At 61.1% G+C, this 23749-nt stretch carries 20 protein-coding genes; 10 read left to right on the top strand and 10 right to left on the bottom strand.

The window, feature by feature from the left end:
* Positions 1-646 precede the first annotated feature (646 nt).
* On the top strand, positions 647-1573 hold the full coding sequence (locus tag ACVC7O_RS20905) for a PHP domain-containing protein (protein ID WP_458324035.1): 927 nt from the start codon (positions 647-649) through the stop codon (positions 1571-1573).
* A 9-nt stretch (positions 1574-1582) separates the two neighbouring features.
* Here the strand turns inward: ACVC7O_RS20905 and ACVC7O_RS20900 are convergent, their stop codons facing one another.
* Entirely contained in the window at positions 1583-2029 is a 447-nt protein-coding gene (locus tag ACVC7O_RS20900; RefSeq protein ID WP_458324034.1) for a globin domain-containing protein, read from the bottom strand.
* Between the two features lie 502 nt (positions 2030-2531).
* Between ACVC7O_RS20900 and ACVC7O_RS20895 the strand changes: the two genes are divergently transcribed.
* Positions 2532-4508, top strand: coding sequence for a calcium-binding protein (locus ACVC7O_RS20895; protein WP_458324033.1), 1977 nt, complete (start codon positions 2532-2534; stop codon positions 4506-4508).
* Between the two features lie 156 nt (positions 4509-4664).
* Here ACVC7O_RS20895 and ACVC7O_RS20890 read toward each other — a convergent pair whose 3' ends face one another.
* The 8 genes from ACVC7O_RS20890 to ACVC7O_RS20855 form a co-directional block, all read right to left on the bottom strand.
* Positions 4665-5561, bottom strand: coding sequence for a LysR substrate-binding domain-containing protein (locus ACVC7O_RS20890; RefSeq protein ID WP_458324032.1), 897 nt, complete (start codon positions 5559-5561; stop codon positions 4665-4667).
* Positions 5562-6267: 706 nt separating this feature from the next.
* Positions 6268-6666 carry a RidA family protein gene (locus ACVC7O_RS20885; protein ID WP_458324031.1) on the bottom strand — a complete coding sequence of 133 codons (399 nt, stop codon included), beginning with the start codon at positions 6664-6666 and terminating at the stop codon, positions 6268-6270.
* A gap of 41 nt (positions 6667-6707) precedes the next feature.
* Complete coding sequence (locus tag ACVC7O_RS20880; protein WP_458324030.1) at positions 6708-8327, bottom strand: AMP-binding protein; 1620 nt, start codon at positions 8325-8327, stop codon at positions 6708-6710.
* Between the two features lie 3 nt (positions 8328-8330).
* Entirely contained in the window at positions 8331-9494 is a 1164-nt protein-coding gene (locus ACVC7O_RS20875) for an acyl-CoA dehydrogenase family protein (RefSeq protein WP_458324029.1), read from the bottom strand.
* Entirely contained in the window at positions 9494-10294 is an 801-nt protein-coding gene (locus ACVC7O_RS20870) for an enoyl-CoA hydratase family protein (protein WP_458324028.1), read from the bottom strand. Before ACVC7O_RS20870 ends, ACVC7O_RS20875 begins: the two co-directional genes overlap by 1 nt.
* Complete coding sequence (locus ACVC7O_RS20865; RefSeq protein WP_458324027.1) at positions 10287-10766, bottom strand: MarR family winged helix-turn-helix transcriptional regulator; 480 nt, start codon at positions 10764-10766, stop codon at positions 10287-10289. The genes ACVC7O_RS20870 and ACVC7O_RS20865 overlap by 8 nt, the downstream gene beginning before the upstream one ends.
* Entirely contained in the window at positions 10763-11482 is a 720-nt protein-coding gene (locus ACVC7O_RS20860; RefSeq protein WP_458324026.1) for an SDR family NAD(P)-dependent oxidoreductase, read from the bottom strand. Before ACVC7O_RS20860 ends, ACVC7O_RS20865 begins: the two co-directional genes overlap by 4 nt.
* Positions 11479-13770: a bifunctional salicylyl-CoA 5-hydroxylase/oxidoreductase gene (locus ACVC7O_RS20855; RefSeq protein WP_458324025.1), complete on the bottom strand. Its 2292-nt coding sequence runs from the start codon at positions 13768-13770 to the stop codon at positions 11479-11481. Before ACVC7O_RS20855 ends, ACVC7O_RS20860 begins: the two co-directional genes overlap by 4 nt.
* 155 nt (positions 13771-13925) lie before the next feature.
* Between ACVC7O_RS20855 and ACVC7O_RS20850 the strand changes: the two genes are divergently transcribed.
* The 4 genes from ACVC7O_RS20850 to ACVC7O_RS20835 all read left to right on the top strand — a co-directional run bounded on the left by ACVC7O_RS20850 (position 13926) and on the right by ACVC7O_RS20835 (position 19267).
* The gene (locus ACVC7O_RS20850; protein WP_458324024.1) at positions 13926-14759 is read left to right on the top strand and encodes a tryptophan 2,3-dioxygenase; all 834 of its coding nucleotides are present in this window, start codon (positions 13926-13928) and stop codon (positions 14757-14759) included.
* Entirely contained in the window at positions 14759-15946 is a 1188-nt protein-coding gene (gene kynU, locus ACVC7O_RS20845; RefSeq protein ID WP_458324023.1) for a kynureninase, read from the top strand. Before ACVC7O_RS20850 ends, kynU begins: the two co-directional genes overlap by 1 nt.
* A gap of 283 nt (positions 15947-16229) precedes the next feature.
* Positions 16230-17966: a type I secretion system permease/ATPase gene (locus ACVC7O_RS20840; protein ID WP_458324022.1), complete on the top strand. Its 1737-nt coding sequence runs from the start codon at positions 16230-16232 to the stop codon at positions 17964-17966.
* Positions 17963-19267 (top strand): HlyD family type I secretion periplasmic adaptor subunit, encoded by a 1305-nt coding sequence (locus ACVC7O_RS20835; protein ID WP_458324021.1) that lies wholly within the window; start codon positions 17963-17965, stop codon positions 19265-19267. The genes ACVC7O_RS20840 and ACVC7O_RS20835 overlap by 4 nt, the downstream gene beginning before the upstream one ends.
* A gap of 4 nt (positions 19268-19271) precedes the next feature.
* Here ACVC7O_RS20835 and ACVC7O_RS20830 read toward each other — a convergent pair whose 3' ends face one another.
* The gene (locus ACVC7O_RS20830; protein ID WP_458324020.1) at positions 19272-20114 is read right to left on the bottom strand and encodes an LOG family protein; all 843 of its coding nucleotides are present in this window, start codon (positions 20112-20114) and stop codon (positions 19272-19274) included.
* A 140-nt stretch (positions 20115-20254) separates the two neighbouring features.
* On the opposite strand from ACVC7O_RS20830, the gene dapD reads away from it, so the two are divergent.
* The 4 genes from dapD (at position 20255) to dapE (ending at position 23699) form a co-directional block, all read left to right on the top strand.
* Complete coding sequence (gene dapD, locus ACVC7O_RS20825; protein ID WP_458324019.1) at positions 20255-21082, top strand: 2,3,4,5-tetrahydropyridine-2,6-dicarboxylate N-succinyltransferase; 828 nt, start codon at positions 20255-20257, stop codon at positions 21080-21082.
* 99 nt (positions 21083-21181) lie between these two features.
* Positions 21182-22093, top strand: coding sequence for a hypothetical protein (locus ACVC7O_RS20820; protein WP_458324018.1), 912 nt, complete (start codon positions 21182-21184; stop codon positions 22091-22093).
* Between the two features lie 10 nt (positions 22094-22103).
* Positions 22104-22457 carry a hypothetical protein gene (locus tag ACVC7O_RS20815; RefSeq protein ID WP_458324017.1) on the top strand — a complete coding sequence of 118 codons (354 nt, stop codon included), beginning with the start codon at positions 22104-22106 and terminating at the stop codon, positions 22455-22457.
* Between the two features lie 96 nt (positions 22458-22553).
* Positions 22554-23699: a succinyl-diaminopimelate desuccinylase gene (gene dapE / locus ACVC7O_RS20810; RefSeq protein WP_458324016.1), complete on the top strand. Its 1146-nt coding sequence runs from the start codon at positions 22554-22556 to the stop codon at positions 23697-23699.
* Positions 23700-23749 lie beyond the last annotated feature (50 nt).

Genomic DNA, 23749 nt, shown 5'->3' with positions numbered 1-23749 from the left:
CTGAATTGAAAAGGGGCCTGATGCGGCCCCGTGATGTGGTGTTCGGGAGGTAAACGCGACAAGCTCCACATTGGTTCCATGGCGCGCGCGGCAACGCCGGGTCCGAGGCGCCGTCATCTGTCTTTTTATGCAAGCGTCACAGCGCATTCCACGGCGGCTCTGCGGGCGCATCGCTTGCAGTCGCAAGCCAAGTTATCCATCGCTACCGGGGGAGACCATGTCTCCAAACCGTCGGTCCTTCCGAAGTGTTCTGTCGTTGGGCTCGCGGCGCCAATGGTGCTGCGCGCCAGTGATGCGCGCGCGTCATCCGAAATCTGATGCTCGGTCGCGGCCAACACCGTCCACCAATTCTCCACTCGCAAGGCGGCCTGCGCCAGATTCGGTCGTGCGTCCTGATCATGTGGGTCGAGTGCTGCGGCCGCTGCCACCTCTTGCCAGCAGCCTCCAGAGCCTTGGCCGGGTTTTCGAACACATCATTCGAAAGCGCTTTGCGCTTCGCCACCCAGCGCAATAGCACCTCCGCCGCCGGCCATTCCTGCGCGATAAGCAAACGTCCCAGCTTTGCTTGATCGACCGTCGCCCTTATCCTGTCACGGTGCCTTCACAGAACTGGGGCACAGAGCCGTGACAGCATACGCGAGGCCATATGTCCACATCTCTCTTTGAGACGCCGGGGCGCTTCTGGCGCGGCAACCTGCACACCCATTCGGACCGGTCGGACGGGTGCCTGCCCCCGGAGGAAGTCTGCCGCCGCTACAAGGCCGAAGGGTATGATTTTATCGCGCTGACAGATCACTTCGTCGGCAAGTATGGCTACCCGATCACCGATACGATTGGTTTCCGCGATGATCAGTTCACGACGCTGCTTGGGGCGGAGTTGCACTCGGGCTCGATGGAGAATGGCGAGCTCTGGCATATCCTCGCCGTCGGCTTGCCGCAGGATTTTGCACCGTCGAACACGCCGGAGTTCACGCCGCTACCGGACCAGGAGACCGGGCCGGAGCTTGCGGCGCGGGCACGGGCGGCGGGCGCCTTTGTCGCTGTGGCCCATCCCGAGTGGTCTGGTCTGACGACCGCTGACGCACGCAGCATCGATGCGGCGCATGCGGTGGAGGTCTACAACCACGGATGCGCGGTGGGCTGCGACCGGCCCCATGGGTTCTACACGCTCGATCAGCTGCTGAGCGAAGGGCGCAAGCTCATGCTCTGCGCAACGGACGATGCGCATTTCACGGAGCCGGACGCTTTCGGTGGCTGGGTGATGGTCAAGGCCGAGACAAACACGCCTGAGGCGCTGCTCGAGGCGCTCAAGGCGGGTGCCTTCTACGCCAGCACCGGGCCGGAGTTTCGTGGGATCACCTGGGGGCCCGATGAGGTCATGGTCGAGAGCTCGGCGGTGTCCTCCGTGATTGTGCAAGGCAAGGGGTCGGCCGCCACAGCCGTACATGGCGCGTCGATGACACGTACAGCGGTGCCGCTGCAACGCTTCGAAGGCTGTGACTGGCTGCGGGTCACGCTCGTCGATGCCGCGGGATGCCGGGCCTGGCTGAACCCGCATTGGCGCGACAGTTGACCCGGTCGGTCAGTCGTTGAGTGCCGGGAACTTGCTGCGGCGTTCGGGGTAGGCCACCTTGACCATGACGTCCGCCAGCCCGTCATAGGCGCGGCCCCAGGCACTCAGCGCAGGGTCTGCGCTTTCATGATCCAGAAGCACGATGAGCATCCGCATCAAGGCATCGCGCACCTGTCCGTAGTGTTGCTCTTCCACGCCGTAGGCGAGGTGCCGCAAGGCAAGGTCCTTCACAACGGGTTCGAGCTCGTCCGAATTCTGCAGCTGCGACACGACCAACCCGAGCGTGCTCATCAGCTTCATGGACTGCGATGACATATCTGCCAGAAACAGGTCGCGCGTGCCGGGGGCGATCTCGAACAGCGCCTCGTAGAACACGTCACCTGCCCGCTGCAGATCTGATGACAGCTGCATGTAGGACGCACGGATCACATCGATATCGTCTTGGCTCAGATCCATTCATGTGCTCCGAAACGTCCCGTGATCTGCCCCACAAGGAACCGGATTGTCTAGTGATGACAAAGAGATAGGGTCAGATCAATTTGGCCGAAACACTAGGTTTCGGGACCTCTCAGGACAACCCGCATTTTTGCAGGAGGCTTCGGCAGAAATGCATGACAAGACGGCTGGCGGCTATCGCGCCTCCCCAATAGGCCTTACATGCACTCAACAAAGCTGTGCCCACACACACAGTCATCCTGCAAAGAGCCCCTTGCTTAAACCGCTCAATTCCGAAGGGCCACTCCGCGTCTGCTGAACGCGCGGTTCCGGAAAACCTTTTTCTTTAAAGCGTTTAGCAGAACGCCCGCGATGTCCTGCGCCCGTGCATGACGTGCTTGCAGCGCTGCGGGTTCCACAATCACAGATCTGTGAGTAGGTCGTCGAAGAGTGAAGGTTTGGGCCTGCGCGCGGACCTTTTTGAACAAGTGATTTACACGGTAAAGCGTCAAGGAGAGACAGCGTGCCTGACCCAATGCCTTTTCACGGCTCCGATTTCGGCGACTGGATCAATATTCACAATCTGCCCAACTGGTTTGAGGGCCCGCCGAACGGCTGGTTTTACGGACATGGCGGAAACGACCAGTTCAACTATCACTTCAGTCTGGCCAACGGGACCCGCTACGGCTTCACACACCACTACGACGGCGGATCCGGCACCGACCGGATCAACTACAACTGGACCATACAAGATGTCAGCGTGGATTTGTCCAGCGGCGTCGGAGGAATCCACGGGCTCGTAGCCCATGTGTACAACCCGGTCACCAGTCACTTTCATCCTACGCCTTACGTCGCACAGGAACGGTACTATTCCATCGAGGACGTGGAGGGTGGCCTGGGGGATGACACGCTGCTGGGCAACGATGTTCAGAACACCATCCGCGGCTCTGACGGTGATGATCTGATCGAAGGGCGCGGCGGCCACGACATCCTCGCGGGCGAGTTTGGCGAGGACACGGTTCGCGGCGGCGACGGCAATGACACCGTCGATGGGTTCGCGGGCGACGACTCGCTGATGGGCGACGCCGGGAATGATCTGATCCGGGGTCACGGCGACAACGACGTCCTCTCCGGCGGTGGGGAAAACGATACCCTCGAGGGCGGCCACGGCGATGACACCCTGTATGGCGGCAGCGGCAACGACGATATGGACGGCGGTGAGGGGGATGACCTTTTGCGCGGTCAAGATGGACATGACTGGATGGAAGGTGGCCTCGGGGACGACACGCTCGAAGGCGGCTCCGGCATCAACACCGCGATTTTCGATACCACTGGCGTCGCTGGCGATATCGCAGTTCAGCTCTACAACGGGGCCAGCAGCGGCGCGCTTGGCCATGACTCCCTCACCGATATCCAGAACGTGGTCGTGATAGGCGGCAGCAACGCCACCGTGGTGGGTGACGCCGATGGCAACCTGCTGATGACGGGATCTGGCAATGACGACGTGCACGGTCTCGAAGGGGATGACACCATCTATGGCAACGATGGGAACGACACCCTGAACGGTTACAGCGAAAATGACTATGTCTCAGGCGGCGATGGGCACGACCTGGCCTACGGCGGGTCCGGCAACGACACCATCAGCGGAAATGAAGGCAATGACACGCTGTTCGGGGATAGTGCCCATGACATGATCTATGGCGGTAACGGCAATGACGACATCGACGGTGGCGCGGGCTGGGACACGCTGGAAGGCGGGGATGGCCATGACGACATCGAAGGTGCCAGCGGCAACGACAATATCGAAGGTGGCGAAGGCAACGACACCATCGACGCGGGCAGTGGCAATGACACGGTCGACGGCGGCAGCGGCAACGATACGATCTTTGGCGGCAACCATCATGACGAGATCAGAGGCCGCACCGGCAATGATTTTATCGACGGTGGGTCCGGCGATGATGTGGCTGACGGGGAAGGCGGCAACGACAAGATCATTGGCCGCGAAGGCGAAGATACCCTCAATGGTGGTTATGGCGATGACACGTTGAATGGCGGCGATGACGATGACGAGCTCAACGGCGGCATGGGCGACGACGTCTTGTCGGGCGATGATGGCTACAATGAGCTAACCGGTGGTCTGGGCCAGGACACTTTCCTTTGGAAGGCCGGGACCGGCGTCGGCTATGCGGATATCTTTGATTTCGAACTCGGTGTGGACCGATTGGAGTTCGAAGACGGGTTCTTTGCGCTGCAAGATCTGACCCAGCGCAGTGAGCTGTCGGATGTTCTCACGGTCGTCGGCCATGGGCCCGACACCTTCCTCGCCGCTGAAACTGCCGACGAAGGCTTCCAATGGATCGCGCGCTTCCGCAACGTGGACACGGATGCGTTCTTGGCGAAGGTCGAGGATGAGTCGATCCTGGACTTTGGTGATGGCGAAGGTGGTCCACTTCCATGGGGCGGTCTGAAGGTCGAAATTTCTGACGATTTCGTGTTCTAGAATCCCTGTCGCACTGGTTCGACGTCCTTCTGCCTTTGGACATATGGGCCAGCGCATTTTCCGGGATCGGTTGGAAAGCGACGCCCCCGCACTCCAACCAAAAAGCGCCGCGCGAGACCCGCGCGGCGCTTCATTTTTTCCAAAGGCCGAAGCCGTTCAAGCGTTGAACCGCTCCATTTCCCCATCGAGCCATTTCCGGAACGCCCGGATTTTCGGAGAATTCCGACGACTTTCCGGATAGGTCATCCAATAGGCGCTTCCATTGTCACAGGTCAGTTCGAACGGCTGCACCAGAAGACCAAGCTCGATCTCATCCCGGAAGAAATCCGGTGTCAGCATTGCCACACCATGCCCGGCCATCGCGGCATTCGCCTCGATCACCTGGGGTCCAAAGTTCCGCGCCGCGCCACCGCTGAAATGCGCGTTTTCAACACCTGCTGCTTCAAACCAATACTGCCACCAGGGATCGGAATGCGCGAGGATCGGCAGCTTGCACAGATCTTCCGGTTTCTTTACGCCGCCAATCGAGTCTGCCAGCGCCGGGCTGAGCATCGGGCTGAACGCAGTTTTCATGATCTTGTGACAGGTCAGCCCGGGCCAATCGCCCTTTCCGCCGCGAATGCCAATGTCGAACCCACTTGCATTGAAGTCGACCATCGTTTCGCTCACTTCGATGCGAACCGCGATGTCCGGGTTTGCGAGTTGAAATCCGCCGAGCCGCCTTGCCAGAAAGTTCGTTGCAAATGTCGGGATCACGCTGACCGACAACAGGCCCTGTGTTGTGCCCTTTGCCTCGGCATATGCATCCGCGATCATGTCCAAAGAGGCGGTCATCCGATCTGAAAACCGGGCGCCGACTTCCGTCACCTGAACACCGCGCGGTTGGCGGTGGAACAAGGACGCGCCAACGCGGTCCTCCAACACTTTGATCTGATAGCTGACCGCGGCCTGCGTCATTCCAAGCTCGGATGCGGCCGCCGTGAAATTCCCATATCGCGCCGCTGCTTCAAACACACGAATAGCAGCAAGCGGAGGCAACGGTGAACGAGACATCGATAAAACTCACTTATGTCTAAGATCGTGGCTTTTGTTGGGAAACCCAAGCCCATTCACCCATACTTCAAGAGTGAAGCGCGTCCCGCCATGATCGAGGTTTAACACGTGTCACTATACCATAATATTCTGAAAAAGATAAGATTTTTCAGCAACGTCGGCGAGAGAAACAGCTCTGCTTCACGACTGGCGGCGCGGTATTCCGATCATGTCCAGATGTCGGACCATATGCGAAGAGACATTGGTTTGCCTGATCCCAAAGCACCATCGCCTCGCCGATCTGTGGGGCATCATTGGTTCTAAATTGAGGGATGTGCTCTCGTCAGAAACCGCTGAAAACTGCGCGGCCAGGGGTGTCTGGCGAGATGGCCCGCTGGTTGAAGTCAGAACTTATCCCCATGCCAACCAGCGCAGCAGTGGCAGACAATGTCGGCTTCCTTGTGAACGCATTCCGCTTTCAACGGCAATCGAGCAAAGTTGCCCTGATTCACTGATCGCCCCGCTGCTACAAAGCATATGTGGGCGCCGGGCGACCCCTTCGATCAATCAGCTAACGCCTCGCCCGCTCCGCGTGATCTGGGGTTGGCAGAGCTAAGAGGTGCCGCAGATTACTTTCAAGTTATGAAATATAATTGTATAGCCCAATTTCGACGTCTTGGATCATGCTTCAGACCGAGGAGACGATGTGCATTCGCGAGGTGTTTGGCTAACCGCGAATGACGGCGGTTGCTTCGATTTCCAAGAGCGCTTCGTCTTCGATCAAACCTGCGACAACGATCACCGACATCGCGGGGAAGTGCCGCCCAAGGACATTTCGATAGGCGGCGCCAATTTCACTCTGCTTCTCCAAATACTCTTTTTTATCAGTAATATACCAAGTCATCCGTGTGATATCACTTGCCGTACCGCCAGCCTCTTCAATCACGTCACGAATATTTTTAAGGGCCTGCGTCATCTGGCCGATGAAGTCATGCGATTCGAACTCTTGGTGTGCGGTCCAGCCGATCTGCCCGCCAACGAAGAGCAGGCCGTCCTCAGTCAGAACACCATTGGCATAGCCTTTCGCGGGGGCCCATCCCTTTGGGTCAATGATCCGATGTGCCATACGCAGCCCTGTCTTTGAAAAAGTGAAATATAAAAAGTGACTTACACATCGCGTCGCAATCGGAAGCGCTGGATCTTGCCCGTCTGCGTCTTTGGTAGCTCTGCGATGAAGCGGATCGATCTCGGGTACTTGTACGGTGCGATTGTCGCCTTGACGTGGTCCTGCAGCATCTGGGCGGTGCCCTCATCTGGCGCGACGCCTTCGGCCAGCACCACATGCGCTTCAACGATATGTCCGCGCTCCTCATCCGGCACACCAATCACGCCGCATTCGACAACGACCTCATGGGCGAGCAGCGCCGCTTCGACCTCGGGGCCCGCGATGTTATAGCCCGACGAAACGATCATGTCGTCATTGCGCGCCGCAAAATGCAGATAGCCGTCCGCATCCATGACGAAGGTGTCGCCGGTGATGTTCCACCCGTCCTTCACATAGCTGGCCTGCCGGTCATCCGCGAGGTAGCGGCAGCCGGTAGGCCCTCGAACGGCCAGGCGCCCAGATGTGCCAACTGGTACCTCTTCTCCGCTGTCGTCAATGAGACGCGCCTGGTAACCTGTGACAGGTTTGCCGGTGCAGGCCGGTTTGTGATCATCGAACCGGTTAGAGATGAAGATGTGCAGCATCTCGGTCGCGCCAATGCCGTCCAACATCGGCTTTCCGGTCTTGGCCATCCACTCTTCATAGACTGGCCCGGGGAGCGTTTCACCCGCAGAGACTGCGGCGCGCAGGCTGGACAGATCGGCGCCCGCGTCCATCGCCCGCATCATCGCGCGGTAGGCTGTGGGAGCGGTGAAGCACACTGTCGCACGATATTTCTCTATAATTTCAATCATATTTGGTGGTGATGCCGTTTCGAGCAAGGTTGCCGCGGCGCCAAATCGCAGTGGGAAAATCGCCAGCCCCCCAAGCCCGAAGGTGAAGGCCAGCGGCGGTGATCCCACAAAGATATCCTCCGGGACGACGCCCAAAACTTCGCGCGCATAGCCATCGGCGATGATCAGTAAATCCCGGTGAAAATGCATCGTGGCCTTGGGATCACCCGTGGTGCCCGAGGTGAACCCCAAAAGCGCCACGTCATCCCGACCCGTCTCAACTGCCTGGAACTGAACGGGTTTCTCAAGCGCCAACCTGTCCAGTTCAGCGTCGTGGTTCGAGGTACCGTCGAAGCCCACCACGACCTTCAAAACGTCGGACGACTTGGCGCAGGCCACCATCTCGTCCATCAGCCGCGTATCGCACAGCGCATGGGTGACCCGCGCCTTTCCAACGATCTGGTTCAACTCGCCGGCACGCAGCATTGGCATGGTGTTCACGACGACCGCGCCGGCCTTGGTCGCCGCGAGCCAACAGGCCACCATGGCCGGGTTGTTTGCCGAGCGGATCAGCACGCGGTTGCCGGGCCTGATCTTCAGATCATCCACAAGTGCATGGGCGAGGCGGTTGGTCCAGTCGCTGAGCTCCTTGTAGGTTCGCCTACGCCCATTGCCGATCAGCGCCGTATTGTCCCCCATACCCCTGGCGACTATCGCGTCGGTCAGTTCGACCGCGGCGTTGAGCATCTCAGGATAGTCAAATCCATCCAGCAGGAACTCCGGCTGCATGTCGGCGGGCGGAAGGTTGTCCCGTGCGAAAGTGTCGACATGTCCGCTGTGTCCCAGCATGGCCTACCCTCCCTGATGCGCGGCCATGACCTGCCGCGCGATCACCACGCGCTGCACGTCGGAGGCGCCTTCGTAGATACGTAAGGCTCTGATATCGCGATAAAGTTCTTCGACTTTCTGGCCTTTGCGCACGCCGTCACCGCCGTGCAACTGCACCGCACGGTCGATCACTTGCTGCGCCTGATCGGTCGAAAAAAGCTTGGCCATTGCAGCCTCGCGTGTCACCCGCGGCGCGCCGCTGTCCTTCGCCCAAGCGGCGCGGTAGACCAGTAAGGCGCTCGCATCGATATCCAGCGCCATATCTGCAATGTGTCCCTGCACCATCTGCAGATCGAAGAGCGGTGCGCCTTGGACCTGCCGTTCCGCCGTCCGGCTAAGCGCCTCATCAAGCGCGCGGCGCGCAAAGCCAAGCGCGGCCGCTGCGACGGACGAGCGAAAGACATCCAACACCGACATGGCGATTTTGAAGCCTGCGCCGCTCTCGCCGATGCGGGAGGAGGCGGGGATGCGGACGTCGTCAAAGCGCAAGGTGGCGAGCGGGTGCGGTGCCATGACCTCCAGGCGGTCGGTGACCTCGAATCCCGGAAGATCCGCGGGCACTACGAAGGCTGAGAGGCCCCGAGCGCCCGGCGCGTCGCCGGTGCGGGCGAAAACGGTGTAGACATCCGCGATACCGCCGTTGGAGATCCAGGTCTTTTCACCCTTCAACACATACTCATCACCCTGACTGATGGCGGTCATCCTGGCGTTGGCCACATCAGAGCCGGAGGCCGGTTCGGTCAGCGCAAAGGCGGCGAGGGCGTCGCCGTGGCGCACCTCGGGCAGCCATTCGTCTTTCTGTGCTTGCGTGCCGAACAGCGAAATCGCTCCGGTGCCCAAGCCCTGCATCGCAAAAGCGAAATCGGACAGCCCATCGTGGCGCGCCAGTGTCTCGCGGATCAGACACAGGCTGCGGACGTCGAGTGGCGCGTTGTTTGCAGGATCAATCGTGGCATGTTCCAGCCAACCCGCTTCCCCCAGCATCGCGGCGAGCGACCGGCAAGCGGCATCGGTGTCGCCATGATCGATATCGGCCAAAGCCGTAGTTGCCCAGGCGTCCAGGTCTTTGGCCAAGGCACGATGGCGGTCCTCGAAAAACGGCCAGCTGAGGAAGCTTGTGTCTGCCATCAATCCCCCTCGAACACCGGTTTTTCCTTGGCAACGAACGCGGTATAGGCCCGTTCAAAGTCGCCGGTCTGCATGCAGATCGCCTGTGCCTGCGCCTCGGCCTCGATGGCCTGTTCGATGGACATGGACCATTCCTGCGCCAGCATCGTCTTTGTCATCATATGTGCGAAGTTCGGGCCCGCCGCGATCCGCGCTGCCAGAGCCTGCGCTTCTTCCGTCAAAGCCTCGGCCGGAACGACGCGATTGTGGAACCCCCAGGCGAGACCTTCCTCCGCGCTCATGGAGCGCCCGGTATAGAGGAGCTCCGCGGCACGGCCCTGCCCAATGATCCGCGGCAGGATCGCGCAGGCGCCCATATCGCAGCCCGCAAGGCCGACGCGGGTGAAAAGAAACGCCGTCTTGGCCTCGGGCGTCGCGATCCGAAGATCGGAGGCCATGGCGATGATGGCCCCAGCTCCGACGCAGATGCCGTCAATGGCCGCGATCACGGGCTTGCCGCAATTCACCATCGCCTTGACCAGATCGCCGGTCATCCGCGTGAAGGCCAGTAGCTCCTTCATGTTCATCTGTGTGAGCGGGCCAATGATGTCATGCACATCGCCGCCGGAACTGAAATTGCCGCCGTTCGATGCAAAGACGACGACGTCGACATCGTCCGCATAGACCAGATCGCGGAACCAATTGCGCAGTTCGGCATAGCTGTTGAAGGTCAGGGGGTTCTTCCGTTCGGGCCGGTCGAGGGCGATGGTCGCGATGCGGTCCTTGATCTGACATTGGAAATGCTGGGGGGCCTTACGCATCGTCGCGCTCCCCCGGATCGAGCGTTAGGGCCATGCCCAGATGATCGGCCACGCGCTGCGTCTCGTCTGGCCCCAATCCGCCCAGAAGCTCGCTCACCCACGTCTCATGGGCGGCGGCTTGTCGCTCGAATTCGGCGATGCCGCTGCGGGTCAGACGGACACGGGCGGCGCGCCGGTCACCCGGTACAGCCTCGCGCAGCATGAGTCCATCTTCCGTCAACCGATCAACTATGCCGGTCACATTTCCATTGGAGACCATGAGCATCCGCGACAGCTCGCTCATCTTCATACCTTCCGGATTGCGATAGAGCGCGGACATCACGTCGAACCGCGGCAGGGTCGTGCCGAAGTTCAGCCGCAGCCGCTCGCGCAGTTCCGCCTCCACCAGCCTGTTGATCTTCAGCAAACGTAGCCAAAGCCGCAGATGCGTCTTCGAGGTCGGATCGCTTTGCGTCTGTGTCGCAGGGGTCATATCTCTCCTCCCGAGAGAGCCAGAGCGTGGCCGTTCACCATCGCGGCCCCGGGCGACGCGAGGTAGAGCGCGGCGGCGGCGACCTCCTCGGTGCTGATCAGCCGGCCAATCGGGTTGTTGGACACCACCATATCACGTGCGGCCGCCTCATCGATGCTGCGGCCTTTCATGACGCTTTGCACCGCGGCCTCGGCCATTGGTGTGTCGACGAACCCAGGGCAGATGGCGTTGCAGGTGATGTCTTTCTTCGCGACCTCATGCGCCACCGACCGGACCAGCCCAAGTACCCCATGTTTTGATGCCGCATAGGCGGCAATGCGGCTGCCGCCCTTGAGTGCCTGGGTCGACGCGATGGCGATTAGGCGGCCGCCCTTTGGCATGCCGCGCAGGGCGGCGCGGAAGCTCAGAAAGGTGCCGGTCAGATTCACGGAGAGGGTGGTGTTCCATTCTTCCAGGCTCACCTCGGCAAGTGGGCTGGCCCGCCCCGTCCCCGCATTTGCAATCACCACGTCGAAGGGGCTCGCAAAGAGTGCGTCCACCGCGTCCTCATCCGTGACATCGGCTATGGCACACGTCATGCCACGGCCCGCATCCGTTTCGCACAGCGCGTCTTCCCGGCGCCCGACAATCGTGACGTCATCGCCCTGCTCGGCAAAAGCCCGCGCGATCCCGCGCCCGATGCCCGATCCGCCACCTGTGACAAGAACCCGCCTCATACCGCACTCACCGCTTCGGCTTCGCGATCGGCAAGACGCCACAGCTGGTCGCGCCCGGCTTCATAGGGCAAAGGCCAAGCCTGTGCCCGGTCGCCGATCTCGGCGCCGGCGTGCAGGGTCCAGTATGGGTTGGCGAGATGCGGGCGTGCGAGACAGACCAGATCGGCGCGCCCGGCCATGAGGATCGAATTCACGTGATCAGGTTCGTAGATATTGCCGACCGCCATCGTGGAAATGCCCGCTTCGTTGCGGATCCGGTCCGAAAAGGGGGTCTGGAACATGCGGCCATAGACCGGCTGGGCGTCGGTCGAGGTTTGCCCGGCGGAGACGTCGATGATGTCCGCGCCAGCTTTCGCGAAGGCCTTGGCAATCTCGACAGCCTCCTCCGGGGTGACACCGTCATCGCCCACCCAATCGTTCGCGGAGATGCGCACTGACATTGGCTTTTCGGCAGGCCAGGCAGCGCGCATGGCGGCGAAGACCTCCAGTGGATAGCGCAAACGATTCTCGAGGCTGCCGCCATAGGCGTCATTGCGCTGGTTCGACACAGGCGAGATGAAGGACGAAATGAGGTAACCATGCGCTGCGTGCAGTTCGATCATGTCGAAGCCTGCGCGGTCGGTCATCTCGGCAGCTCCGACGAACTCCGCTGTGACGCTGTCCATATCCGCGCGGGTCATGGCGCGGGGAGTGGCGTTGTCCGGTGACCAGGAAATAGCGGAGGCTGAGATCAGGTCCCAGTTTCCACTTTTCAGGGGCGTGTCCATGCCCTCCCAACCCAGATTTGTGGAGCCCTTCCGGCCTGAATGGCCAATCTGGCAGCAGATTTTCGCGGATGTTTCGGTATGCACGAAGTCCGTGAGGCGGCGCCAGGCCACCTCGTGTTCGGGCGAGTAGAGGCCGGGGCATCCGGGCGTGATCCGGCCTTCGGTGCTGACGCAGGTCATCTCGGTGTAGACCAGCCCGGCGCCGCCCTTGGCGCGCTCGGCGTAGTGCACGAAGTGCCAGTCGGTCGGGCAGCCATCGACGGCCTTGTATTGCGCCATGGGTGAGACGACGACGCGGTTTTCCAGGGCCATGTCACGCAGTTTGAACGGCGCGAACATTGGCGCGCGCACCGGCCTTTCCGGGCCGCCCGCTTGCGTCTGGAACCAGCGCTCGGCCCCTTCCAGCCATGCGGGGTCGCGGAGGCGCAGGTTCTCGTGGCTGATCCTCTGGCTGCGGGTGAGCAGGGAATAGTTGAACTGGACCGGATCGAGGCCGAGATAGCGGCGCACGTCCTCGAACCATTCCAGTGAATTGCGGGCTGCCGATTGCAGCCGCAGCACCTCCACCCGGCGTTCCTCCTGATAGAGCGCGAAAGCCTCGGCCAGCGTGTCCTTGGTGGTCACGTAATCGGCGAGCGCAATGGCGCTTTCGAGTGCAAGCTTGGTGCCCGAGCCGATGGAGAAATGCGCAGAAGCCGATGCGTCCCCCATGAGCACGATGTTCCCGTGGCTCCAGGTCTCGCAGAGCACGCGCGGGAAGTTGATCCAGGCGGAGCCGCGGATGTGGTTTGCGTTCGTCATCAGCGCATGGCCGCCGAGGTAGTCCTTGAAGACCTCCTCGCAGACGGCGATGCTCTCCTGCTGGCTCATCTCACCGAAGCCGTAGGCCTGCCAGGTTGCCTCATCTGTCTCAACGATGAAGGTCGCTGTCTCAGCGTCGAACTGATAGGCGTGCGCCCAGAGCCAGCCCTTGTCGGTCTCTTCGAAAATGAACGTGAAGGCATCGTCGAACTTCTGGCGCGTGCCCAGCCAGACGAACTTACAGGCGCGCATGTCGATGTTGGGCTTGAAGTGATCCGCAAACTCGGTCCGCGCGACGGAGTTCAGGCCATCGGAGGCCACCACGAGGTCATAGCCTTTGGCAAAGTCCGCGACGCTCTCCACCGTATGTTCGAACACCAGCGTCACGCCCAGTTCGCGCGCCCGCGCCTGCAATAGAATGAGCAGCCGCTTGCGCCCGATCCCGCAGAACCCATGCCCTGTCGAAAGCTGTTTGTCGCCGCGATAGTAGACCGCGATGTCGTCCCAATAGGCGAAGTGGTCGCGGATGGTTTCGGCGCTGGCGGGATCGTTCTGCATCAGGTTGTCGCGCGTCTCGTCCGAGAGTACAACGCCCCAACCAAAGGTGTCATCGGGCTTGTTGCGCTCAAACACCGTGACATCCGCCTCCGGCTGGCGCAATTTCAGCGATATCGCGAAATAGAGGCCCGCGGGTCCACCGCCGAGACATGCGACACGCATGACCATCCCTTTCTGTCTGAGACCATTGACGGAAGGGTAGGCGGCACGTTCAGATATTTCAAGTCTGAAATTTTAAGCTTGAAATAAATTGGGCAGAGACCTACCACTTCTGGTTAGATGCGCAGTGTGATCCTGCGCTAACGAAAGGCCCGCTCATGACCGACGCCTACGACCCTGAAGACGATGGCGCCAAGATGTCGTTCTCCACCGACATGAGCTATGGCGACTATCTCGGCATGGATGGTCTGCTGGCTGCGGCCAAACCGCTGTCAAACGCGCATGACGAGATGCTGTTCATCGTCCAGCACCAGACCTCGGAGTTGTGGATGCGGCTGGTCCTGCACGAGTTGAGCTCGGCGCGGGCTCTGATGCTGCAAGGCCGGACGCAGGAGGTGTTCAAGATGCTGTCCCGCGTGGCGCGCATCTTCGAACAGCTCAACAGTGCGTGGGATGTGCTGCGGACCATGACGCCGAGCGACTACACCGCGTTCCGCGAAGATCTAGGCCAGTCGTCCGGGTTCCAGTCGCATCAGTATCGGTTGATCGAGTTCATCCTGGGCAATCGCAATCGGGCGATGATGAAGGTGCACGAACACCGCAAAGAGTTGCACCGCATGCTGGAGTACGAGCTGACGCTGCCCTCGCTGTATCACGTGGCTCTGCGCCTGCTTGAGCACGAGCTTGACACCACATTCGACCCGGCCATCTTCCGGATGGAGACGCCACATACCGCCGACCAGGAGGTCATCGAGGCCTGGACGCGGGTCTATAAAGACCCGCAGGCGCATTGGACGCTCTATGATCTGGCCGAGAAACTGGTTGATCTTGAAGACTACTTTCGGCGATGGCGGTTCAACCATGTCACCACGGTCGAGCGGATCATCGGGTTCAAGCGGGGGACTGGCGGGACGAGCGGTGTCAAATACCTGCGACGGATGCTGGAGGTCGAGCTCTTCCCGGAACTGTGGCACCTGCGTGGAGGATTGTGATGAGCCTGCCCAAGAAACACCTCTTCGATCTGCCCGAGGGCGTGATCTATCTCGATGGCAATTCCCTGGGTCCGCTGCCCAAGGGCGTGTCAGAGAAGGTGCAGAACACGGTGGTAGAGGAATGGGGTCAGGCCCTGATCCGGGGTTGGAACAGCTGTGGATGGATGGAGCAGCCCGCGCGCGTTGGCAACATGGTAGCTCGGTTGATTGGCGCACCCGAGGGCAGCGTTGTCATGGGCGACACCCTCTCGATCAAGGTGTTTCAGGCGCTGTCGGCTGCCCTGGCGATGCGACCGGGCCGCAAGGTGATCCTGTCCGACACCGGCAATTTCCCCACCGATCTCTACATGGCCGAAGGGCTCATTCGTCTCAAGGAGGCAGGTTATGAGCTGCGCACGATTGCGCCCGAGGATGTCTCCGATGCGATTACGGAGGAGGTTGCGGCGGTGATGCTAACCGAGGTGGATTATCGCACCGGGCGCAAGCACGATATGCGCGACCTGACCGCCAAGGCACAGGGCGCGGGTGCGGTGATGATCTGGGATCTCGCCCACAGCGCCGGAGCGCTGGAAGTCGATCTGACCGGATCGGGTTGTGAGCTTGCAGTGGGCTGCACCTATAAATACCTCAACGGTGGTCCCGGCGCGCCAGCGTTCATCTATGTCCGCCCGGATCTCACGGAAGAGACCGAACCCGCGCTGTCCGGTTGGCTGGGCCACAGCGCGCCTTTTGCCTTCGACACGACCTATACCCCCGCGCCGTCGATCGAGCGGATGCGGGTCGGCACCCCGCCGGTGCTGCAAATGTCGGCGCTCGAAGAGGCTCTGCGCCTCTGGGATGATGTCGAGATGTCGGATATTCGCGCCGCCTCGCTTGAGCTGTCGGAGCTCTTCATCCGGGAAGTGGAGGCGCGCTGCCCTCCGCTCGTACTCGTCAGCCCGCGCGATGGAGCTGTTCGCGGCTCGCAGGTGTCCTTTGCCTTCGAGCATGGGTATGCCGCGATGCAGGCGCTGATCGACCGGGGCGTGATCGGTGATTTCCGCGCGCCGAACGTGATGCGGTTTGGCTTCACACCGCTCTACATCGATACGGACGATGTCATGGCTGCGGTCAATATCCTCGCCGAGGTGATCGATGAGGGACTCTGGGATAACCCGGTCTATCGCACGGCAAATCGCGTGACCTGACCGGCAAAGGTCCGCGCAGGCCCGGCGGCAGCAGAATGCCCAAAGGCCCGAGCCACACTTGCCGCGCAGCGGGGCTTTGATATGAAGCCCCAATTGCGCTAAGGGTGAGGGCCTGAATCAGCCATTGATTTTCTATCACCGATGACTTTCAAGGCGCGCGTATGGCTGTGATGGATCGTCGCCTACCGAGTTACCGAGACGGCGCCGGTACAGGCACGTTTGAGCGGCAGTGGCCCGGGTGCGCAGCACACGCCGCCGAATAGACGAGAGACGGAACAGAGCGATGCAGACTTCTTACACGAAGACCGGACGCAAGGAGTTACGACGCGTCCGCAGACGCAGCCGGTCGCTCTATTGGGCCGTGGCGCTGTTCAGCCTCTTTGCCAACCTGCTGATGCTGACCGGGCCGCTTTACATGCTGCAGGTCTATGATCGCGTGCTCGGCTCTGGCTCGGAAGAGACACTGATCGCGCTGTCGATGATCGTGATCTTCATGTACGGCATCATGGGTCTGCTCGACTACACCCGAGGTCGGATCATGGCGCGTGTGGGGGCGCGGTTTCAGGCCGATCTCGACCGCCGCGTGTTCGATGCCGTGGTTCGCAAATCAGTCGTGGCACCCGATGTGAAATCTCAGACCGGCTTGGCCGATCTCGAAGCGGTGCAACGTCTGATGACCTCGCCCGTGCTGATGGCCGCCTTCGACATGCCGTGGACGCCGGTCTTCTTCGCAGGCATTTTCATTTTTCACCCGATTTTGGGGTACTTCGCGGTCTGTGGCGCCGCCGTCCTGATCATCATCGCGCTGGCCAACCAGTTACTCTCGCGTGAGCCGCAGGCCAGCGCGACCCATGCGGGCCATGTCGCCACCTTGATGTCCGACCAGATCCGCACGGAATCCGAGATGGTACAGGCGATGGGCATGCGTGATGCGGCCTTCGCACGCTGGCAGACCGCGCGCGGCCAGTCGCTCGGGCGGCAAGTGCAGGCCACCGATGTGACCGGGCTCTTCTCGTCGTTAACGAAATCCCTGCGACTTTTACTGCAATCGGCGATGCTGGGGATCGGCGCGTACCTTGTGCTGCAAAACGAGATGACCGCCGGGGCAATGATTGCGGGTTCAATCCTTCTGGGCCGCGCGCTGGCACCGGTAGAGCTTGCGTTGAACCAGTGGCCTGTGGTGCAGCGTGCGTTCAAAGGTTGGGACAGCCTCAGCGAGCTTCTGGGCGCTGTTCCGGAAGAAAAGGACAAGACGCCGCTGCCGAAACCCAAGGCGAAGTTGGCCGTGAAACTGCTCAGCGTTGTGCCGCCGGGCGAGCGGCAGGCTTCGCTGAAATCGCTGACCTTCGATGTGAAACCGGGGCAGGCGATTGGTGTGATCGGGCCGTCTGGTGCGGGAAAGTCGACGCTGGCGCGCGCACTCACCGGTGTCTGGGCGCCGACGGCAGGGTCGATCCGGCTTGATGGGGCGACCCTGGATCAGTATGCGCCACATGTTCTGGGCCAGCACATCGGCTATCTGCCGCAGCGGGTGCAGCTCTTTGATGGGACAATTGCCGAGAACATCGCCCGACTCGAGGCAACACCTGATCCCGAGAAAGTCGTGATCGCGGCGAAGAAAGCGGCGGCGCATCAGATGATCCTCGACTTGCCGAATGGCTATGACACCATCATCACCTCAGGGCAGTCGCGCCTGTCAGGCGGCCAGATGCAGCGCATCGGGTTGGCGCGCGCGCTTTATCGCGATCCGGTTCTGGTTGTGCTCGACGAGCCCAATTCAAATCTGGACAACGAAGGCAGCCTCGCATTGAACTCAGCGATCCGGGCGCTGAAGAAAAATGGCAGCTCGGTGCTGATCATGGCGCACCGGCCTGCGGCCATTCAGGAATGCGATATGTTGCTGGTGCTCGACGGCGGGATGCGGCTTGCCTTCGGGCCCAAAGACGAGGTGCTCGCCGGGATGGTCAAGAACCACAAGCAGATCAAACAGGCCCCGGCCGGTGCAGGAGGTGTGACATGAGCGACGTGGCGAAATGGTCGGCGCGCAAGCCGCTGTTCCTCGGCTTTCTCGGGCTCTTTGTCCTCGTGGGAGGCTTCGGGGCCTGGGCCGCGATGACACAGATCTCGGGTGCGGTGGTTTCCTCGGGTCGTTTCGAAGTCGACCGCAACCGACAGATCGTTCAGCACGAAACCGGCGGGACCGTCGCGGAAATCCTTGTGGATGAGGGGGACGCCGTGGATGCCGGCGATCTCCTGCTGAAACTCGACGGCGCGCAGCTGATCTCGCGCCTGACAATTGTCGAAGATCAGTTGTTCGAGCTTATGGCGCGCAGGGGCCGGCTGGAAGCGGAGCGGGACGAAGCCGACGCAATCGACTTTGATCAGGAACTCGTCGCTGCGGGACAGGCCGATACCGATGTACAGGAATTGGTCGATGGACAGCGGAACCTCTTCAATGCAAGGCGCTTGTCCGTGGCGCAGGAGACCGAGCAGCTCTCCAAACAGTCGGGGCAAATCCGCAGCCAGATCGAAGGGATAGAGGCGCAACAGGTGTCGCTGTCTCAACAGCTTGCGCTGATCGAAGAGGAGTTGGCCAATCAGCAATCCCTCCTGGAACGTCAACTGACACAGGCGGGGACCGTCCTCAGTCTGCAGAGGGAATCGGCGCGATTGAATGGCCAGCTGGGCGAATTGGCCGCGTCCAAAGCCCAGGCTGAAGGCCGCATCACCGAGATCGACATCCAGCGCCTGCGACTATCCACCGGCACCCGCGAGGAAGCGATCACCCAACTGCGCGATCTGCGGGCGCGCGAGCTCGAACTGATGGAGCAGCGCAATGCCCTGCAGGAAGAGATTGACCGGCTCAATATCCGAGCGCCGGTCTCGGGTGTGATCTACGACATGCAAGTGCGCACCCCCCGCTCGGTGATCCGGGCCGCCGAACCGGTGATGTTTCTGGTCCCACAGGATCGTCCACTGGTGATTGCCGCGCGGGTTGATCTGATCCACATCGACCAGCTGGTCGCCGGGCAGGATGTGACGCTGCGCTTGTCCGCACTCGATCAGCGGACAACGCCTGAACTCTATGGACAGGTGGTCCAGATCTCGGCGGATGCCTTCGAGGATGAGGTTACGGGCCAGAGCTATTATCGCGCCGAAATCGTTTTGAATGATGGCGAGGTGGACAAGCTGGCACAGGGCACTGTGCTCATTCCCGGAATGCCGGTCGAGGCCTACATCAAAACTGGAGATCGCACCCCTATCGCCTATCTGGTCAAGCCGGTTGCCGACTATTTCGCGCGGGCCTTCCGCGAAAGCTAACGCGTCAGTCACGCCCGGGGATGTTGCTCCGGGCGGGGACGTCCTGCCAGGTGTCGATCACCTGCATTGCTTCGGATGCGCTGTCGACAAACCGAAAGAGCGACAGATCCTCGTCCGAGATTGTGCCCGCGTCGGCCAGCGCTTCCCAGTTCAGAATGCGTTCCCAGAAGCTGCGTCCGAAGAGCAGAACCGGAACAGGTTGCATCCGTCCCGTCTGGATCAGCGTCAGCGTCTCGAAGAGCTCATCCATGGTGCCGAAGCCACCCGGGAAGACGCAGATCGCCTTGGCCCGCATTAGGAAGTGCATCTTGCGGATCGCGAAATAGTGAAAGTTGAAGCAGAGCTCGGGCGTCACGTATTCATTCGGCGCCTGCTCATGCGGCAACACGATGTTGAGCCCGATGGAATGGCCACCCGCATCCAGCGCACCGCGGTTGCCCGCTTCCATCACGCCCGGACCGCCACCGGTGACAACCACGTTCTCGCGCCCGTTGCTCTCAAGGCTCTTGAGTGTCATTAACCGCGAGAACTCGCGCGCTTCGTCGTAGAAATGTGAGAGCTCGGCGAGGGTCTTCGTGCGCGCTGTGCTCTTATTCGCCGGGCTTGGAATGCGGGCGCCGCCAAAGAGCACGATGGTGCTGGTGATGTTATGCGCATCGAGCATCATCTCGGGCTTGAGCAGCTCCAGTTGCAACCGCACCGGGCGCAGCTCTTCCCGGCAAAGGAAATCCTCATCTGCAAAGGCCAGCCGGTACGCTGGCGCGCGTGTCTGCGGCGTATCTGGGACGTCCTGAACCGCGTCGCGGTCCATATGCGCGTCGCGCAGAGGGTGGCGGGGTCTGTTCATCCGGATCTCTCCAATACGGTTCTGCCGCAGGGGGCCATGTTGCGCGCCAAGATGCAATGGCCTTGCCGTAGATTGATTGCGCGTGCTGCACCGGACTTGTATAGGCGCTGCATCTTAATTCTTTCCTTTGGGGGCCCCTCATGTCCAACGCACAGCTTGAAACCGCCATCGAAGCCGCATGGGACGCGCGCGACACGATCACGCCCGCCACCACGGGGGAGACCCGCGAGGCTATCGAAGATACGCTGGCCGCGCTCGACAGTGGCACATTGCGCGTGGCGGAAAAGCAGTCAAGCGGCGACTGGCATGTCAACCAATGGGCCAAGAAGGCGGTGCTTTTGGGCTTCCGCATCAAGGACATGGAGATGCAGGCCGGCGGCCCGCAGGGCAGTGGCTGGTGGGACAAGGTCGACAGCAAGTTTGTGGGCTGGGGCGACAACCAGTGGAAGGCCGCGGGTTTCCGGGCCGTGCCCAATTGCGTCGTGCGCAAATCTGCCTTCATCGCCCCCGGTGTGGTGTTGATGCCGTCCTTTGTGAACCTCGGCGCCTACGTCGATGAGGGTACGATGGTTGACACCTGGGCGACCGTTGGCTCCTGCGCACAGATTGGCAAGAACGTGCACCTCTCGGGCGGCGTTGGCATTGGTGGTGTTCTGGAACCGATGCAAGCGGGCCCGACCATCATCGAAGACAATTGTTTCATCGGTGCGCGCTCTGAAGTGGTCGAAGGCTGTATCGTGCGCGAAGGATCGGTGCTGGGGATGGGCGTGTTCATCGGCAAATCGACCAAGATTGTGGACCGTGAGACAGGCGAGTTCACCTATGGCGAAGTGCCTGCAGGCTCGGTGGTTGTGGCTGGCTCGATGCCATCCAAAAATGGCGTGAACCTCTACTGCGCCGTGATCGTGAAAAAGGTAGACGCGCAGACCCGTTCAAAGACGTCTATCAACGAATTGCTGCGCGACTAAACCTTGCATTAATGAGTGGGGCAGGTCTGCCCCAGGAATACCCGGCAAAGGTCAGGGGTTGGATACAATCCGGCCCGTATGCTGCGTTAGGGCTCAGTCATGCGCCACGCCTCTGTTCCCATATCGTTTCAGACCCTGCAGGTCGTGGCAGATCTGCAGTCAGCGGCGGCGATCGGGTTCACCGGGCTGGCAGAGCGCATGAAACCTGCGCAGAAGCAGCTTCTGCGGCGGGTGATCTTTGATCAGAAATGTGTGCTCTCCGCATCTGATGCGGATGCGATCCACGCGGATCTGCTGCTGGTCGCAGCCCTGCCTGATAAGGGGCTCGATGTGTTTCTCTCGGCCACCGCCTTGCTGCTGGCAGACCGGCTTCAGGGCGGTGCGGGCGCAGATGATCTGTTCTGGAACTGGGATGCCTTTCAGGAGCACTATCGCAAGGGGCCCTCACCGGTTCGGGCAGCGGTGATGAACGGGTTCCGCTGGGCGCATACGACCCGCCGCGTCAACCTCGAACATGGGCCCGAGGGCCGGGACCTGCAGACCTACGATCAGAACGATTTGATGCGCGTGCTCAAGGTCGTGGCCCGGGCAATGCCGGACGATCTGCGCGATCTCGTTTGCCAATCCGCGCCCAGCGACACGCGGCTGGTGCATCGCAAGGCGCTCGACAACTGTCTGAGTGGCAGCTGTATCCTATCGGAGTACGGCGGCTGGTTCCCCGGAGAGGTGGTTGAGCTGGTCTCGCTCGACCCGGAACATGCCGCATTCCCCTATTGTACGGCCATCATGTTGCTCGATGCTATCGTCAATCGCGATGCCAAAGGCCGTATGGCGTTCCGGTGGGAAGAACATGCACCACGCTATCTCCGGATGAAGTCAAACGCGCGCAGCGCCATCGTTGCAGGTGTCCGACATCTCTACGAGATGTCGATTGACTGGGGCCCCTACACCGGGTGGGCGCCCGACCGGCTTGTCGAAAAAGCCGTTGTGGTGCCCTTCGCCAAGCCCTAACACGGAGGGCATGGCACCACCAAAGAAACCATCGCGCCAACAGGTCTATACCTTGGTTGTCCAGATCGGGCGCAAGGAGGGTGATGGCCTTCCGGATAAGGCGACAGGCGCCGGTTTGGTGGTCTTTGCCAGCGGAGTGGATGAGGCCGAGGCTGTGCGCGAGACCGTCGCCGTTCTCAAACAGGCCGACACCGCGCCACTGGATGTGACGGGCTACGGGACGCTGGACGAACGTTTGGCGGAAGGCCATGAGATCGGTGAGGGCGAGCGCGCCCTGATGCAGCGTGCACTAGACGAAAACGCGGTGATCATCGCGCAGATGGAGCCGTTCTTTGATGCCTCTCCCATCGCCGACGGTGGCTGATCTCGCGCGCCGCCGATGCTGATGACCCTTGGCATTGCCGCCGTTTGCGCACACACCTGATCTTGAGCGTGTTTTGCATTTGGAAGGACCTGTCTGATGTCTGATGTCGATCCCGTTGCTTTGACGGCCGAGTTGGTACGTTGCCCGTCGGTGACCCCGGCAGATGAGGGCGCCTTGGATGTGCTGCACGCGCTTCTGGAGGATGCGGGCTTCGACTGTATCTGGGCAGACCGCGGCGGCATCCGAAATCTCTTTGCCCGTTGGGGCGCAAAGGGGCATGCGCGCACATTCGGTTTCAACGGACATACTGATGTGGTCCCTGTTGGCGACCTGGACGCCTGGACGAAGCCGCCCTTCGGAGCGGAGATCCATGACGGGGTTCTCTATGGGCGTGGATCCACCGACATGAAATCGGGTGTTGCCGCCTTTGCCGCCGCCGCTGTCGACTTCGTGACATCAACGCCGCCCGATGGAGCGATCATCCTTGCAATCACGGGTGATGAAGAGGGCGATGCCACCGACGGCACAACCGCCCTTCTAGATCACATGGAGCGTACGGGTGAGCGCATGGACGTCTGCCTCGTCGGTGAGCCGACCTGCCCGGACCAGATGGGCGAGATGATCAAGATCGGGCGCCGAGGCTCCATGTCGGCCTGGATCAAGGTGATCGGCAAGCAGGGCCATTCCGCCTATCCGCACCGAGCGCTGAACCCTCTGCCTGCCCTGATGCGGCTGATGGACCGGTTGGCCAGTCACGAACTCGACCAGGGCACCGAGCATTTTGATCCGTCAACGCTGGCGGTTGTCACCGTCGATACCGGGAATCCGGCGACGAATGTGATCCCAGCCGAATGCTCGGCAGCCATCAATATCCGGTTCAACGATAGCCACAGTGGTGCGTCGTTGACTGCTTGGATCCGGGACGAAACCGCCCGTATAGAGACTGAATTTGGTGTGAAATCCGAGGTGAAGATCAAGATCTCGGGCGAGAGTTTCCTGACCCCACCCGGTGCGCTGTCGGACCTTGTGTCGCGCGCAGTGACCGCCGAGACCGGGATAGCCCCAGTGCTGTCAACGACTGGCGGCACATCGGACGCGCGTTTCGTGAAGGATCACTGCCCCGTGGTCGAGTTCGGGCTTGTTGGACAATCGATGCATCAGGTTGATGAGCACGTGCAGGTGGCCCATGTGAAGCAGCTCAAAGCTGTCTACACTCGGGTTCTGCGGGACTACTTCGGGTGATTTTGCCTCACTGCGCTGGGTCACCGTTGTGGTTCACGGTTGATGATCAC

Source organism: Roseobacter cerffii (assembly GCF_054226325.1).
Note: the sequence above shows the minus strand (reverse complement) of the source record. Positions and strands in the feature narration are given on the sequence as shown.